Genomic DNA, 14,067 nt, shown 5'->3' on the forward strand with positions numbered 1-14,067 from the left:
GTAAAGTTATGCAAAAATCCGTTTTAATTACAGGCTGCTCCAGCGGGATTGGCTTAGCCAGCGCGCAGGAGTTACAGAAGCTTGGCTACAACATTCTCGCCGCCTGCCGTAAACCGGAAGACGTAGAGCGCATGAATCAGCTCGGTTTTACCGGCGTTCAGCTCGATCTTGATGACCCGGAAAGCGTCAAACGTGCCGCCGCCGAAGTGATTGAAATTACCGGCAATCGCCTGTTCGGGCTGTTTAATAACGGCGGTTATGGCGTGTATGGCCCGCTGAACGCCATTTCCCGCGAACAGCTTGAACAGCAGTTTTCCACCAACTTCTTCGGCACGCACCAGCTCACCATGCTGCTGCTGCCCGCCATGCAGCCTCACCACGAAGGCCGCATCGTGATGACCAGCTCGGTGATGGGGCTGATTTCCACGCCGGGGCGCGGGGCCTATGCCGCCAGTAAATATGCGCTGGAAGCCTGGTCAGACGCGCTGCGCATGGAACTTCGCCACAGTGGGATTAAAGTCAGCCTGATTGAGCCCGGCCCAATCCGCACCCGCTTTACCGATAACGTCAATCAAACCCAGAGCGACAAGCCGGTAGAGAACCCTGGCATTGCCGCAAGGTTTACCCTCGGCCCGGAAGCGGTGGTGGCGAAAGTGCGCCATGCCTTTGAAAGCCCAAGGCCGAAGCTGCGCTACCCGGTGACCGTGGTGACCCACGTGATTACCGTGCTGCGCCGCCTGTTGCCGGCATGCGCAATGGACAAAATTTTACGCAGCTGAGTTGAAGTCCCGGCCTCAGCCCCCATGTAAAAAACAAATGCTTAACAGAGAATCGCCCATGTCCGCAGAAAACATTATCAACATTACCGAAGCGAACCTGCACCAGACGCTGGAACAGTCCGTGGCTAAACCCGTGCTGTTTTATTTCTGGTCTGCCCGCAGCCAGCACTGCGAACAGTTAACGCCGGTTCTGGACAGGCTCGCAGCCCAATACAACGGCCAGTTTATTCTCGCCAAAGTTGACTGCGACGCAGAGCAGATGGTGGCTTCGCAGTTTGGCCTGCGCTCCATTCCTACCGTGTACCTTTTCCAGAATGGTCAGCCGGTGGACGGCTTCCAGGGGCCGCAGCCGGAAGAAGCGATTCGCGCCCTGCTCGACAAAGTGCTGCCGCGTGAAGAAGAGCTGAAAGCCCAGCAGGCAGTGGAGCTGATGCAGGAAGGCAAACACGCCGAAGCGCTGCCGCTGCTGAAAGATGCCTGGCAGCTGTCCGACCAGAACAGCGAGATTGGCCTGCTGCTGGCGGAAGTGCAGATCGCCCTGAACCGCAGCGAAGACGCCGAAGCGGTGCTGAAAACTATTCCTCTGCAGGATCAGGACACGCGCTACCAGGCGCTGATTTCCCAGATTGAACTGCTGAAACAGGCTGCCGACACGCCGGAGATTCAGCAGCTGCAGCAGCAGGTACAAAACGAGCCGGACAACGCCCAGCTCGCCAGCCAGCTCGCATTGCAGCTTCATCAGGTCGGCCGGAACGAAGAAGCGCTGGAGCTGCTTTATACCCACCTGAAAAAAGACCTGGGCGCAGCAGACGGCCAGGCGCGTAAAATGATGATGGAAATTCTGGCCGCGCTGGGCACCGGCGACGCGCTGGCGTCCAAATACCGCCGTCAGATTTACGCCCTGATGTATTAAGACTTCTGCGTAAAAAAACAAAGGCCGGATATTCCGGCCTTTAGCTTATCTGTAAACGCGGATCCCGCCGTCCACGCCATTCGGACTGAACAGCACCTGCCAGAGCTGAATATTTCGCGCACGGAATGCGCCCGCACAGGCGTTTAAATAGTAGGTAAACATCCGTTTAAAACGCTCGTCATAATTGCGTGAAATATTAGGCCAGCAGCGGAGGAAATTATCGTTCCAGGCCATCAACGTTCTGTCGTAATCCGCGCCGATATTGTGCCAGTCTTCCATAATAAAATGTTTTTCACTGGCGCTGGCAATATGGCGCACGGACGGTAAACAGCCGTTGGGGAAAATATATTTATTGATCCAGGGATCGACGTTTAAATCCGTTTCATTCGAACCGATGGTGTGCAGCAGAAACAGGCCATCGTCTTTAATATTGCGGGCGGCAACCTCAAAATAGGTGCTGTAGTTTTTCGGCCCGACGTGCTCGAACATGCCCACGGAAACAATGCGATCAAATTTGCTGTTGAGGTCGCGATAATCCTGCAGCAGGATCTCGACGTCCAGGCCCCGGCAGCGATCCTGCGCCATTTTTTGCTGCTCCGCCGATATCGTTACGCCGACCACCGACACGCCGTATTCCTGTGCCGCATACTGCGCCAGACCGCCCCAGCCGCAGCCGATATCCAGCAGCGTCATGCCCGGCCTGAGCTGCAGCTTTTCGCAGATCATGTGCAGCTTATTACGCTGGGCAGAGGCAAGATCCGTGGCGTCTTTCCAGTAGCCGCAGGAATATTGCATATACGGATCGAGCATCGCGGCAAACAGATCGTTGCCGATATCGTAGTGCTCCTTGCCGACTATCCAGGCACGCTTACGGGACTGCAAATTAAAGACTCTGGCCCCGGCAATACGCAGCAGGTCAGAGAAATGCTTCGGCATTTTGCTGTCCAGGCCGTGGCGCAAAATATGGGTAAATAAAATATCCAGCCTGTCGCAGTCCCACCAGCCGTCCATATAGCTTTCCCCCAGGCCGAGAGAACCTTCCTGTAATATTCGCTTGAAGAAGTCTGGATTATTCACCCGAATATCTGCCGGGCCGTTGCCGTCAATATCAATCGCCATGGGTGAAATTAATTCTTCCACGATTTTCTGCCAATGGCTGTTATTGGTCCGATGCTGCTCAGCTATTATTGTCCCCATTGCTTCCTCACCGGGATAAGTGCTCTTGCCAAATACCGCCCGCCCAATAGCGCGAGCTGCCGAAGCATCCGATATTACGCCTGCGCACACCATGCGTGAAATGAACTTACTCCATGAAAATCATTCCATTTAGGAATAATTAAATGATAAGCAGCAATTAATTCTCAACGGGCGCCGGACTGTTGCTGAATGTTTCAGGTTAAGCAGTTAGACTGAATGCAAAACAAACAGGAGGTTTTTTTAATGCTTATCGTGATCCCCGTATTAATTCTCGTGGCGCTGGTGGTTGTAGCGGCCGGGGTAAAAATCGTGCCTCAGGGCTTTCAATGGACCGTCGAACGCTTTGGCCGCTATACCAACACCCTGATGCCGGGCCTGAATCTTGTGGTACCGTTTATGGATCGCGTGGGCCGCAAAATCAACATGATGGAACAGGTGCTCGACATCCCTTCCCAGGAAGTCATTTCCAAAGATAACGCCAACGTTTCCATTGACGCCGTGTGCTTTATTCAGGTGGTTGACGCCCCGCGCGCCGCCTATGAAGTCAGCAACCTTGAGCTGGCGATCATCAACCTGACGATGACCAACATCCGTACCGTGCTGGGCTCAATGGAGCTGGATGAAATGCTCTCCCAGCGCGACAACATCAACACCCGCCTGCTGCACATCGTGGACGAAGCCACCAACCCGTGGGGCATTAAAATCACCCGTATCGAAATCCGCGACGTGCGCCCGCCGGCTGAGCTGATTGATGCCATGAACGCCCAGATGAAAGCCGAACGTACCAAGCGCGCCTACATTCTTGAGGCCGAAGGGATCCGCCAGGCGGAAATCGTCAAAGCCGAAGGTGAAAAACAGTCGAAAATCCTGAAGGCCGAAGGGGAACGCCAGTCAGCTTTCCTTCAGGCAGAAGCCCGCGAACGTAGCGCCGAAGCGGAAGCCCGCGCCACGCAAATGGTGTCCGAAGCTATCGCCAAGGGGGATATTCAGGCGGTGAACTACTTCGTCGCCCAGAAATACACCGACGCGCTGCAGCAAATCGGCTCGGCCAATAACAGTAAGGTGGTGCTGATGCCGCTGGATGCCTCCAGCCTGATGGGCTCCATCGCCGGGATCAGCGAACTTATCGCCCAGAGCGGCAACGAGCGTAAAAAATGATCGACAGTATTCTCGCGCACCCACACGTCTTCTGGCTTGCGCTAGGCGGACTGCTGCTGGCGGCGGAGATGCTCGGCGCTAGCGGCTATTTGCTGTGGAGCGGCGTGGCGGCGGTCATCACCGGGCTGCTGGTCTGGCTGCTGCCGCTCGGCTGGGAAACGCAGGGCGTCTGTTTTGCCCTGCTGACGCTGGTCGCCGCCTTTCTCTGGTGGCGCTGGCTGTCCAGCCGCAAGCAGCAAATTCCGGGTGAAGTGCTCAACCAACGCGGCCAGCAACTGGTTGGCCGCCGTTTCCGTCTGGAAACCGCGCTGGTCAACGGCCGGGGGCATGTTCGCGTGGCAGACAGCAGCTGGCCGGTGACCGCCGATGAAGATTTACCGGCGGGCTGTGAGGTTGTGGTGCAGGCCGTGGAAGGCATTACGCTAAAAATTAAAGCGGTTTAGTTTATCTCGTGGCGATGGCAGCAGCCGGAAAGGTTGTCGATGATCGGGCAGTCGGCGCTTTCATCGCCAGGGCACGCTTCTGCCAGCGTCAGCAAATGCTGACGCATATTTTGTAGCTCAATAATATGCCGTTCGATATCCGCGACCTTCTGTAAGGTGCGGGCTTTTACGTCCGCGCTGTGCCTCGCCGGATCGTTAAACAGGCTCACCAGCTCCTTGCACTCTTCCAGATTAAACCCGACCTGGCGGGCCTGGCGCAGCAGCGTCAACTCATCGAGATGCTTTTGCGTATAGCTCCGGTAGCCGTTGTCGGCGCGAAACGGCGGCGTGACCAGGCCTTTCTCTTCGTAAAAACGAATCGCCTTGCTGGTTAGCCCGGTTTTTTTCGCCACATCGCTAATATTCATTTTTGCTCCTTGACCTTCCCCTTGATGGAAGGTTTAACCTTTCTCATAGTTAACCGAATCATCCTTTCGGTCAATATTTCACCTCACCATCATACAGGAGTCTTGCGATGTCACACATTGTGGATCTGAATCTGGATGGCCTGACCTGCGGCCATTGTGTTAAACGCGTGAAAGAAAGCCTCGAGCAGCGTGCAGACGTTGAGCAGGCTGAAGTCAGCCAAACCCACGCCCGCGTCACCGGCAGCGCCACGCCGGAAGCACTGGTAGAAACCGTGAAGCAAGCGGGATACGGCGCAGAAGTCGCCAGCCACCCAAAGGCTGAACCGCTGGCAGAGTCATCAACTCCGTCGGAAGCACTGACAGCGGTCGCCCCTTCGCTTCCGGCAGCGTCTACCGACGATGACAGCCAGCAGCTGTTGATCAACGGTATGAGCTGCGCCAGCTGCGTCTCCCGGGTGCAAAATGCCTTACAGAATGTCCCGGGCGTCAGCCAGGCACGGGTTAACCTTGCGGAGCGCAGTGCGCTGATAATGGGCACCGCCTCCGCTGAATCGCTGGTCAAAGCCGTGGAAAACGCAGGCTATGGCGCCGAAGCGATTGAAGACGACCAGAAACGCCGTGAACGCCAGCAGGAAACGGCCAACGCCGCCATGAAGCGCTTCCGCTGGCAGGCGATTGTCGCCCTTGCCGTCGGGATCCCGGTGATGGTCTGGGGCATGATCGGTGACAACATGATGGTCACCGGGAGCAACCGCTCGCTGTGGCTGACCATCGGCATTATCACCCTCGCGGTGATGGTTTTTGCCGGCGGCCATTTTTACCGTAGCGCCTGGCGCAGCCTGATGAACCGTGCGGCCACTATGGATACGCTCGTCGCCCTCGGCACCGGCGCGGCCTGGCTCTACTCAATTACCGTGAACATCTGGCCGCAGCACTTCCCGATGGAAGCCCGCCACCTCTACTACGAGGCCAGCGCGATGATCATCGGCCTGATAAACCTCGGCCATATGCTTGAGCAGCGTGCACGTCAGCGCTCCTCCAAAGCCCTTGAACGTCTGCTGGACTTAACGCCGCCGACCGCGCGAGTAGTGACGGATGAAGGCGAAAAAACCTTACCGCTGGCGGAAGTCACCGCCGGAATGACGCTGCGCCTGACCACCGGCGACCGCGTGCCCGTTGACGGCGAAATTACCCAGGGTGAAGCCTGGTTCGACGAAGCAATGCTGACCGGCGAACCGATCCCGATGCAAAAATCAAACGGCGACGGCATTCATGCCGGTACCGTGGTGCAGGACGGCAGCGTGCTGTTCAAGGCTACCGCAACCGGCAGCCACACTACGCTGTCCCGTATTATCCGCATGGTTCGCCAGGCGCAGAGCAGCAAGCCGGAAATCGGTCAGCTTGCCGATAAAATTTCTGCCGTGTTTGTGCCTGTCGTGGTAGCCATTGCGCTGATTAGCGCCGCTATCTGGTACTTTGTCGGCCCGGCGCCGCAAATCGTTTACACCCTGGTCATTGCCACCACGGTACTGATTATCGCCTGCCCTTGCGCCCTGGGGCTTGCCACACCGATGTCGATTATTTCAGGCGTGGGCCGCGCCGCCGAGTTCGGCGTTCTGGTACGCGATGCCGATGCCCTGCAACGCGCCAGCACGCTGGATACCGTGGTATTTGATAAAACGGGCACGCTGACCGAAGGCAAACCGCAGGTGGTTGCCGTGGAAACCCGTTCGGGGGTGGATGAAGTACAGGCAGTACGCCTTGCGGCCGCGCTTGAGCAAGGTTCAAGTCATCCGCTGGCTCGCGCCATCATTGAAAAAGCAGGCAGTTCGACGCTGCCGGAAGTCACCTCGTTCCGCACTCTGCGCGGGCTTGGCGTCAGCGGTGAAGTTGACGGGCATAAACTGCTGCTGGGCAACAAAGCGCTGCTTGATGAACAGGGTGTGGACACGCAGCCGCTTGTCGACAGCATTGATACGCAGGCACGTTCAGGCGCCACGCCGGTTCTGCTGGCGGTAGACGGCCAGCTTATGGCGCTGTTAGCCATACGCGATCCGCTTCGCAGCGACAGCGTAAGTGCGCTGCAACGCCTGCATCGCAACGGCTATCGTTTAGTGATGCTCACCGGCGATAACGCCGTGACCGCCAACGCCATCGCCAAAGAAGTTGGCATTGACGAGGTGATTGCGGGCGTGCTGCCGGACGGCAAAGCTGACGCCATCAAACAGCTGCAGCAGCAGGGCCGCCAGGTGGCGATGGTCGGCGACGGCATCAACGATGCTCCGGCGCTGGCTCAGGCAGAAGTGGGGATTGCGATGGGCGGCGGCAGCGACGTCGCGATTGAAACCGCAGCCATTACCCTGATGCGTCACAGCCTGGTCGGCGTTGCCGACGCGCTGGCCATTTCTAAGGCAACGCTGCGCAATATGAAGCAAAACCTGATGGGCGCCTTCGTGTACAACTCGCTTGGCATTCCGATTGCCGCTGGCGTGCTGTACCCGCTGACCGGCACGCTGCTCAACCCGGTGGTTGCCGGAGCCGCGATGGCGCTGTCTTCCATCACCGTGGTCAGCAACGCCAACCGTCTGCTGCGCTTTAAACCGAAAGACTAACCTCTCTGCGGCCTGCCGTTCTCCTTTTGAGCGGAAGGCCGACTTTTTACTTTCCCCTTCCAGCCCAGGGCGTTAGCATGGCTTTTTAGCCAGGGAATCGCGATATGGGTTTGTTCCAACGTCTTAGCTCACTGCTTTCCAGTCTGACGGCCTCCACTTATCCCTGGCCTGCCCTTGATATCACGCTCCCCGGCAAGCGCTATCTGCACCTCGTGGGCAGCATTCATATGGGCACGCGCGACATGGCTCCGCTTTCCTCGCGGCTGGTGAAAAAGCTGCGTGAGGCAGATGCCCTGATTGTCGAAGCGGATATCCGCACCGGTGATTCGCCGTTCAGTGAAATCGCGGAGGACATCGAGCTGGAAGCGCGTATGGCACCGGACGATTACCAGCAGGTGCTGAGCCTTTGCAGCGAACTGGGTATCTCGCTAAGCAGCCTTGAACGCCAGCCGGCCTGGCAGGTGGCGCTGATTTTACAGGCACACCAGGCGCAGCGGCTTGGTCTCCGCCCTGACTACGGCATTGACTATCAGCTCCTGGAAGCCGCGCAGCGCTATAACGTGCCGGTCACCGAGCTTGAAGGTGCGCAAAGCCAAATCGAGTTACTGAAGGGGCTGCCTGAGGGTGGGATGCCGCTGCTGAACGACACGCTGGAGCACTGGCACACCAACGCCCGCCTGCTGCAAATTATGATCGGCTGGTGGCTGGAAACGCCGCCGCAGCAGGGCAATATTGCTCTACCCAACACCTTCGGCGATGCGCTTTATGACGTATTAATGCATCAGCGAAACCGCCAGTGGCAAGCGTTTCTGCAGCAGTTGCCCGCCGGACGCTACGTGGTTGCGGTCGGCGCGCTGCACCTTTACGGCGAAGGTAACCTGCCGGAAATGCTGAAAAAAGGGTAAAAAAATGGCCAATATTTCTATTGGCCCGTCAAAGAGGAATTTCATTTATTATTCTGTTTATCCCGGCTGCCGAAGCAACCGAAGCTGAATTGTCGCTCAATGTGATGGTTTACGCCATCACTATTGTGTAGCGCTATATTACTCGTCAAGTATATCACTACGATTACTATTTTGTGCGTTTTCAAAACAACGAATAAAGAAGGAAACCATGACTCCCGCGGTAAAACTCCTCGAAAAGAACAAAATCAGCTTTCAAATTCATGCCTATGAGCACGATCCGCTGGAAACCAACTTTGGTGACGAAGTGGTTCGCAAGCTGGGGCTGAACGCTGACCAGGTTTATAAAACGCTGCTGGTGGCGCTGAATGGCGATATGAAACACCTGGCCGTGGCGGTGACGCCGGTTGCCGGGCAGCTTGACCTGAAAAAGGTCGCGAAGGCGCTGGGCGTGAAGAAGGTTGAAATGGCGGACCCGATGGTCGCGCAGCGGATCACCGGCTATCTGGTCGGCGGCATCAGCCCTCTCGGGCAGAAAAAGCGCTTACCGACGGTGATTGATGCTCCGGCACAAGAGTTTGCCAGCATCTACATTTCCGGCGGCAAGCGCGGGCTGGATATCGAACTCGCGGCAAACGACCTGGCAAAGCTGCTGGATGCCAGCTTCGCTGATATCGCCCGCCGCGATTAACGCTTAGTTCCAGCTCACCTCACCCTTAGGTTGGTAAGCATTTACGTCCAGCGGAGAGTTCTGCTCGATGTACTGTTTCAGGACTTCCGCATCGACAAAGCCGGTGTTGACGTAACCCGGCTTTTTATCGATTTCCGGGTAACCGTCGCCGCCGGTGCCGTTGAAGCTCAGCGTCGCCATGCGGTAGGTTTTCGCCGGGTCAATCGGCTGGTCTTTGATTTTCAGATTGCTGAGCTTGCCGCCGGTTGAGGTGAAGCTCACGTTTGAGAACTGCGGATAGGCGCCGGAGTCCGGCGTTTTCTGCGCCACCGCCGTCAGATACGCCTCAACGTCTTTGCCACTCATATCGATGTAGGCCACGGTGTTGCCGAACGGCTGCACCTTAAGCACGTCTTTATAGGTAATATCCCCGGCTTCAATGGAATCACGCACGCCGCCGCCGCTCATCACCGCAAAGTCAGCGTTGGTTCGCGCCATCTGTGCCGCCAGCAGTACGCGCGCCAGGTTAGTTTGTACGAAACGCACCTTGCTGCGGTCCCCTTCCAGATGCCCGTTCACGCTGCCTACTTTGACCTTCAGCGCGGCCTGGCCTTTGTTCTGGAACGGCGTCAGCAGGGAAAGCATCTGCTGGTTTTCAGCGATTTCAGGCGTGTAGAGTACGCGCTCACTTTGCCCGTTGTCGTAGGTGATTTTCTTTTTCAGGTTGATAGGGATCAGCTGATAGTGCACCAGCTTCATCTCGCCGTTGCGGAACTCAAAGTCCGCCCGTCCGACGTATTTCCCCCACTCGTGCGCCTGCACAATCCAGGTGCCGTTTTGTCTGTCCGGCGCGCAAGGCGTGCCCGGCATATAATCCTTCTGCTTCTGGTTTTCCTGCGCCATGCAGACCGGATCCTGTGAGTGACCACCCACAATCATCGTTAGCGCCCCGGCAGGCAGGCTTCTGGCCATTTCGACATCGCCCGGCGCATTCGAGCCGTGGTTGCCATTATCGTAATGGCCCATATGGGTTGCGGCGATAATCACGTCAGGTTTTTCGGTGCCCTGCAGCTCCTGAATCACCAGTTTGGCTTCCTCCGCAGGCTGGCGGAATTCGATGTCGGTGAAGTATTCCGGGTTACCGATTTTTGCCGTGTCGTCGGTGGTCAGGCCGATAACCGCCACCTTGATGCCCTGGGGTTTAAAAATCGCATAGGGCTTAAACAGGCGCTCGCCGGTGCTTTTCTGGTAAATATTGGCGGACAGCAGCGGGAACTTCGCCCATTTTTCCTGCTGGCGCAGGACGGAGAGCGGGTTGTCGAATTCGTGGTTGCCGACGGCCATCGCGTCATAGCCAATCAGGCTCATGCCGCGGAAGTCCGGCTCGGCATCCTGCAGGTCTGATTCCGGCACGCCGGTGTTGATATCACCGCCCGACAGCAGCAGCACGCTGCCGCCTTCGGCTGCAACCTCTTTACGCACGCTGTCTACCAGCGTTTTTTGCGCCGCCAGGCCGTATTCCGAGTACTCATTGCGCCAGAAGTGGCCATGATGATCGTTGGTATGAAGAATCGTAATTTTGTAGGTCTTGTCTTTTTCCCAGGCCAGCGCGGAAGCGCTGGTTAAGCTCAATGCCACCAGCAGCGCCGTGGTTATTGTTTTAGTAGCAAAACGCATTGTCCATCTCCATGTCAAAATGTAACTGCGCAGGAATACCAGATAGCGGCCAGGATAGACAACTAACTTTTCCGAAATGCGACTTTCTTCAAATCCCCCGCACGAGTATGTTAGCAGGGTAAGAATTTCTTCCGGGCGATTTCCTGCGTCGCCCGCTCTAAAAACAATAACCGTTCGTACAGGTAATTATGGCAAGCTCTCAAACCCTCACGCAGCCGGGCACGCCCCCGGAGCAAAAAAAAGCGCGCACCGCATTTGGGATCCTCGGCGCTATAAGCCTTTCCCATCTGCTTAATGACATGATTCAATCGCTGATTCTGGCTATCTACCCTCTGCTACAGGCCGAGTTTTCCCTGAGTTTTATGCAAATCGGGATGATAACCCTGACCTTCCAGCTCTCTTCATCGCTGCTGCAGCCGCTGGTGGGCTACTACACCGACAAATACCCGATGCCGTGGTCGCTGCCGATTGGCATGTGTTTTACCCTTTGCGGCCTGGTGCTGCTGGCGCTGGCGGGCAGCTTCCCGGCGGTTCTGGTAGCTGCGGCCTTAGTGGGCACCGGCTCGTCGGTATTCCACCCTGAGTCCTCGCGCGTGGCGCGTATGGCGTCCGGCGGCCGTCACGGGCTGGCGCAGTCGCTGTTCCAGGTGGGCGGCAACTTCGGCAGCTCTCTGGGGCCATTGCTGGCGGCAGTCATTATTGCGCCTTACGGTAAAGGTAACGTGGCGTGGTTCGTGCTGGCAGCGCTGCTGGCAATTGTCGTCCTGCTGCAAATCAGCCGCTGGTATTCCGCTCAGCACAAAATCGCGAAAAGCCGCCCTGCCGTGCCGGTGGTCAACCCGCTGCCGCGCAACAAAGTTATCCTGGCGGTCTCTGTTTTGCTGCTGCTGATCTTCTCTAAATACTTCTATATGGCGAGCATCAGCAGCTACTTCACTTTCTACCTGATGCAAAAATTCGGATTATCGGTACAAAACGCCCAGATTCACCTGTTCGCCTTCCTGTTTGCCGTCGCGGCGGGGACGGTTATCGGCGGGCCATTAGGGGATAAAATTGGGAGAAAATACGTGATTTGGGGCTCAATCCTCGGCGTCGCGCCATTTACCCTTGTTTTACCCTATGCGTCGCTTTACTGGACCGGCGTGCTGACGGTGATCATTGGCTTTATTCTGGCCTCGGCTTTTTCGGCAATTTTGGTGTACGCCCAGGAGCTGCTTCCTGGCCGTATCGGCATGGTTTCCGGGCTGTTTTTCGGATTTGCCTTTGGAATGGGTGGCCTGGGTGCCGCGGTGCTTGGGCTTATTGCCGACCATACCAGTATCGAATTGGTCTACAAAATATGTGCCTTCCTGCCGCTCCTCGGTATTATGACAATATTCCTACCCGATAACCGCCATAAAGCGTAGGTTTTAGCGGCCAAAGTATTGCTTTGGCCGCTTCCCACCCCCATACCCTCCTGGTTGCTGCCCCACATAACTGAGTTAAATGCTACTCAGAGCCTTTTTTTTATCGAAATGCGCCTTTTATTCAAAATTCAACAATTATTCATAAACGCCGATAAGGAAATTGTCATAAACTGTGTAACAGAACGTTTTGGAACATCGGCCAACCAAAGGAGACGGAATGCATCACGCCACACCGCTTATCACCACCATTGTTGGTGGTCTCGTGCTCGCTTTTTTACTCGGTATGCTGGCTAACAAGCTGCGCATATCTCCGCTGGTGGGCTATTTATTAGCCGGCGTGCTGGCGGGACCTTTTACTCCAGGTTTTGTTGCTGATACCAAACTTGCCCCCGAGCTGGCGGAATTAGGCGTGATTCTGCTGATGTTCGGCGTCGGGCTGCATTTTTCATTGAAGGACTTGATGGCGGTAAAGGCCATCGCCATCCCCGGTGCGATCGCGCAGATTGGCGTTGCAACGCTGCTGGGCATGGCGCTTTCCTGGCTGATGGGCTGGTCATTGATGACCGGCATCGTCTTCGGGCTGTGTTTGTCGACGGCAAGTACAGTCGTGCTGCTGCGGGCGCTTGAAGAGAGGCAGTTAATCGATACCCAGCGAGGGCAGATTGCCATTGGCTGGCTGATTGTAGAAGATCTGGTGATGGTGCTGACGCTGGTGCTGCTGCCGGCGGTGGCCGGGATGCTGGAAAAAGGCGACGTTGGCCTGGCTTCCCTAAGCCTGGATATGGCTATCACCATCGGTAAGGTCGCCGCCTTTATCGCCCTGATGATGCTGGTAGGCCGTCGCCTTGTGCCGTGGATTCTGGCACGCAGCGCCGCCACCGGCTCCCGCGAGCTGTTTACCCTTTCCGTCCTCGCGCTGGCGCTCGGTATCGCCTTTGGTGCGGTGGAGCTGTTTGACGTCTCCTTTGCGCTGGGGGCCTTCTTTGCCGGTATGGTGCTGAATGAGTCCGAGCTAAGCCACCGTGCGGCGCACGACACGCTGCCGCTGCGCGACGCCTTTGCGGTGCTGTTCTTTGTTTCCGTTGGGATGCTGTTTGACCCGCTGATCCTGATTCAGGAGCCGCTGGCGGTGCTGGGCACGCTGGCTATCATCATCTTTGGTAAATCACTGGCGGCGTTCCTGCTGGTACGCATGTTCGGCCACTCCCAGCGTACCGCGCTGACCATCGCCACCAGCCTCGCGCAGATCGGTGAATTTGCGTTTATTCTGGCAGGCCTCGGCATGGCGCTGAACCTGCTGCCACAAACGGGGCAGAATTTAGTGCTGGCGGGCGCAATCCTGTCGATTATGCTGAACCCGATTCTGTTCGCCATTCTTGAGCGCTACCTCGAAAAAACCGAAACGCTGGACGAGCAGACGCTGGAAGAGGCTATCGAAGAAGAGAAGCAAATCCCGGTGGATATCTGCAACCACGCGCTGCTGGTGGGCTATGGCCGCGTCGGCAGCCTGCTGGGCGAGAAGCTGCTGGCCGAAGGCGTGCCGCTGGTGGTGATTGAAACCTCCCGCAGCCGCGTGGATGAGCTGCGCGAGCGAGGCATCCGTACCGTGCTGGGCAATGCCGCTAACGAAGAGATCATGAATCTGGCGCATCTGGACTGCGCGCGCTGGCTGCTGCTGACTATCCCTAACGGCTACGAGGCGGGTGAAATCGTCGCGACGGCCAGAGCAAAATGCCCGGATATCGAAATCATCGCCCGTGCCCACTATGACGACGAAGTCGATTACATCACCGAACGTGGGGCTAATCAGGTCGTGATGGGAGAAAGAGAGATTGCCAATACCATGCTGGGGCTGCTGGTGCCGCCGGTGGCTCAGGAAGTGGTGACAGGTTAGTACGCTTAT

At 56.8% G+C, this 14,067-nt stretch carries 12 protein-coding genes; 9 read left to right on the plus strand and 3 right to left on the minus strand.

Annotated elements, in window-relative coordinates; genetic code table 11:
* Nucleotides 1–8 precede the first annotated feature (8 nt).
* Nucleotides 9–779, plus strand: a complete 771-nt coding sequence (locus ACE38U_RS04470) for an SDR family oxidoreductase (RefSeq protein ID WP_176982577.1) — start codon at nucleotides 9–11, stop codon at nucleotides 777–779.
* Nucleotides 780–837: 58 nt separating this feature from the next.
* Nucleotides 838–1,692, plus strand: coding sequence for a co-chaperone YbbN (locus ACE38U_RS04475; protein WP_176982576.1), 855 nt, complete (start codon nucleotides 838–840; stop codon nucleotides 1,690–1,692).
* Nucleotides 1,693–1,737: 45 nt separating this feature from the next.
* Here ACE38U_RS04475 and cfa read toward each other — a convergent pair whose 3' ends face one another.
* Nucleotides 1,738–2,889, minus strand: coding sequence for a cyclopropane fatty acyl phospholipid synthase (gene cfa / locus ACE38U_RS04480; RefSeq protein ID WP_375529247.1), 1,152 nt, complete (start codon nucleotides 2,887–2,889; stop codon nucleotides 1,738–1,740).
* Nucleotides 2,890–3,132: 243 nt separating this feature from the next.
* Here cfa and ACE38U_RS04485 point away from each other — a divergent pair, with 243 nt between their 5' ends.
* Nucleotides 3,133–4,047 carry an SPFH domain-containing protein gene (locus tag ACE38U_RS04485; protein ID WP_038483272.1) on the plus strand — a complete coding sequence of 305 codons (915 nt, stop codon included), beginning with the start codon at nucleotides 3,133–3,135 and terminating at the stop codon, nucleotides 4,045–4,047.
* On the plus strand, nucleotides 4,044–4,490 hold the full coding sequence (locus ACE38U_RS04490; RefSeq protein ID WP_061275271.1) for an NfeD family protein: 447 nt from the start codon (nucleotides 4,044–4,046) through the stop codon (nucleotides 4,488–4,490). The genes ACE38U_RS04485 and ACE38U_RS04490 overlap by 4 nt, the downstream gene beginning before the upstream one ends.
* Here the strand turns inward: ACE38U_RS04490 and cueR are convergent.
* A complete protein-coding gene (gene cueR / locus ACE38U_RS04495) occupies nucleotides 4,487–4,897 on the minus strand; it encodes a Cu(I)-responsive transcriptional regulator (RefSeq protein WP_038480251.1) in 411 nt (136 codons plus the stop codon). The genes ACE38U_RS04490 and cueR overlap by 4 nt on opposite strands.
* Before the next feature lie 107 nt (nucleotides 4,898–5,004).
* Here cueR and copA point away from each other — a divergent pair, with 107 nt between their 5' ends.
* The 3 genes from copA to ybaK all read left to right on the plus strand — a co-directional run bounded on the left by copA (nucleotide 5,005) and on the right by ybaK (nucleotide 9,102).
* Nucleotides 5,005–7,509 (plus strand): copper-exporting P-type ATPase CopA, encoded by a 2,505-nt coding sequence (copA, locus tag ACE38U_RS04500; RefSeq protein WP_375529248.1) that lies wholly within the window; start codon nucleotides 5,005–5,007, stop codon nucleotides 7,507–7,509.
* A gap of 104 nt (nucleotides 7,510–7,613) precedes the next feature.
* Nucleotides 7,614–8,414, plus strand: coding sequence for a TraB/GumN family protein (locus ACE38U_RS04505; protein ID WP_038480245.1), 801 nt, complete (start codon nucleotides 7,614–7,616; stop codon nucleotides 8,412–8,414).
* Nucleotides 8,415–8,622: 208 nt separating this feature from the next.
* Nucleotides 8,623–9,102: a Cys-tRNA(Pro)/Cys-tRNA(Cys) deacylase YbaK gene (ybaK, locus tag ACE38U_RS04510; RefSeq protein WP_038480242.1), complete on the plus strand. Its 480-nt coding sequence runs from the start codon at nucleotides 8,623–8,625 to the stop codon at nucleotides 9,100–9,102.
* 3 nt (nucleotides 9,103–9,105) lie between these two features.
* Here the strand turns inward: ybaK and ushA are convergent, their stop codons facing one another.
* Entirely contained in the window at nucleotides 9,106–10,758 is a 1,653-nt protein-coding gene (gene ushA / locus ACE38U_RS04515; RefSeq protein ID WP_375529249.1) for a bifunctional UDP-sugar hydrolase/5'-nucleotidase UshA, read from the minus strand.
* Between the two features lie 188 nt (nucleotides 10,759–10,946).
* Between ushA and ACE38U_RS04520 the strand changes: the two genes are divergently transcribed.
* Together ACE38U_RS04520 and ybaL are read left to right on the plus strand one after the other, a co-directional pair.
* A complete protein-coding gene (locus ACE38U_RS04520; RefSeq protein ID WP_038480236.1) occupies nucleotides 10,947–12,164 on the plus strand; it encodes an MFS transporter in 1,218 nt (405 codons plus the stop codon).
* A 217-nt stretch (nucleotides 12,165–12,381) separates the two neighbouring features.
* Nucleotides 12,382–14,058, plus strand: a complete 1,677-nt coding sequence (gene ybaL, locus ACE38U_RS04525; RefSeq protein WP_038480233.1) for a YbaL family putative K(+) efflux transporter — start codon at nucleotides 12,382–12,384, stop codon at nucleotides 14,056–14,058.
* Nucleotides 14,059–14,067: the final 9 nt, after the last annotated feature.

Origin of the sequence: Cedecea selenatireducens (genome assembly GCF_042138895.1) — a bacterium.
Lineage (GTDB): Bacteria > Pseudomonadota > Gammaproteobacteria > Enterobacterales > Enterobacteriaceae > Cedecea > Cedecea selenatireducens.

Bases quoted from the DNA above. Each gene is read 5' to 3' on its own strand.
- ACE38U_RS04470 (WP_176982577.1), top strand. From the start codon at position 9: ATGCAAAAATCCGTTTTAATTACAGGCTGCTCCAGCGGGATTGGCTTA.
- ACE38U_RS04475 (WP_176982576.1), top strand. From the start codon at position 838: ATGTCCGCAGAAAACATTATCAACATTACCGAAGCGAACCTGCACCAG.
- cfa (WP_375529247.1), bottom strand. From the start codon at position 2,889: ATGGGGACAATAATAGCTGAGCAGCATCGGACCAATAACAGCCATTGG.
- ACE38U_RS04485 (WP_038483272.1), top strand. From the start codon at position 3,133: ATGCTTATCGTGATCCCCGTATTAATTCTCGTGGCGCTGGTGGTTGTA.
- ACE38U_RS04490 (WP_061275271.1), top strand. From the start codon at position 4,044: ATGATCGACAGTATTCTCGCGCACCCACACGTCTTCTGGCTTGCGCTA.
- cueR (WP_038480251.1), bottom strand. From the start codon at position 4,897: ATGAATATTAGCGATGTGGCGAAAAAAACCGGGCTAACCAGCAAGGCG.
- copA (WP_375529248.1), top strand. From the start codon at position 5,005: ATGTCACACATTGTGGATCTGAATCTGGATGGCCTGACCTGCGGCCAT.
- ACE38U_RS04505 (WP_038480245.1), top strand. From the start codon at position 7,614: ATGGGTTTGTTCCAACGTCTTAGCTCACTGCTTTCCAGTCTGACGGCC.
- ybaK (WP_038480242.1), top strand. From the start codon at position 8,623: ATGACTCCCGCGGTAAAACTCCTCGAAAAGAACAAAATCAGCTTTCAA.
- ushA (WP_375529249.1), bottom strand. From the start codon at position 10,758: ATGCGTTTTGCTACTAAAACAATAACCACGGCGCTGCTGGTGGCATTG.
- ACE38U_RS04520 (WP_038480236.1), top strand. From the start codon at position 10,947: ATGGCAAGCTCTCAAACCCTCACGCAGCCGGGCACGCCCCCGGAGCAA.
- ybaL (WP_038480233.1), top strand. From the start codon at position 12,382: ATGCATCACGCCACACCGCTTATCACCACCATTGTTGGTGGTCTCGTG.